At 63.1% G+C, this 677-nt stretch carries 2 protein-coding genes; both read right to left on the reverse strand.

The window, feature by feature from the left end; all coding sequences use genetic code 11:
- Positions 1 to 206, reverse strand: a 206-nt coding sequence (gene tnpB, locus H8B02_RS47645; protein WP_229172566.1) for an IS66 family insertion sequence element accessory protein TnpB, incomplete at its 3' end; no start/stop codon positions are given.
- Positions 203 to 598: an IS66-like element accessory protein TnpA gene (gene tnpA, locus H8B02_RS47650; protein ID WP_229172567.1), complete on the reverse strand. Its 396-nt coding sequence runs from the start codon at positions 596 to 598 to the stop codon at positions 203 to 205. The genes tnpB and tnpA, both read right to left, overlap by 4 nt.
- Between the last annotated feature and the right edge of the window lie 79 nt (positions 599 to 677).

Raw genomic sequence — 677 nt, forward strand, 5'->3', positions numbered from 1 at the left:
TTCGTGAACAGACATGCGCCCTGGCCATCATGCCAAATGATCTTGATCAGGTCGCCGCGGCGGCCCCTAAAAACGTAAAGATCACCAGCGTGCGGATCACGCTTCAAGCTCTCCTGAACCAGACGCGCAAGGCTCGGGAAGCCTCGGCGCATATCGGTATGGCCGGTCGCAAGCCACACCCGCACATTACCCGGTATGGCGATCATCGGCGCTCAAGCACCTCGAGGACCCGCGCCAGCGCCTCCGGGTCGACGTGCGCATCCACCCGGATGCGTCGCCGGTTGCCAAGATCAATCTCGATCAATCCAGTACGCGCGGACGCTACGGAGCGCACCCGGCCGTCACCCGCAGGCAAAAGCTTCGGAGTTTCCTCCACCTCCGTAGCGACGATCTGCACCGGCGCAAAAGATGGTACAACCTGCTCTGATGTCCGTGCTTGTCGGCGCCAGGTAAACACTAGGCTGGCCGCGACTCCGTTGCGGCGCGCAACCTCAGTCACCTTCGCGCCCGGCACCAACGTCTCCTCGACAATCCGCGCCTTGTCGTCCTGCGACCAGCGCCGCCGCCGCTCCAGCCCGCCCAAAACCTCGACCCGCATCGCCTGATGACCTTAAAGCTAGACTTAAGGTCACACGCTTCGCGAATTACCTCGCGTCACGCAAGACGGCGCCCGTCGG

The organism is Bradyrhizobium altum (assembly GCF_020889705.1).
Classification (GTDB): domain Bacteria; phylum Pseudomonadota; class Alphaproteobacteria; order Rhizobiales; family Xanthobacteraceae; genus Bradyrhizobium; species Bradyrhizobium altum.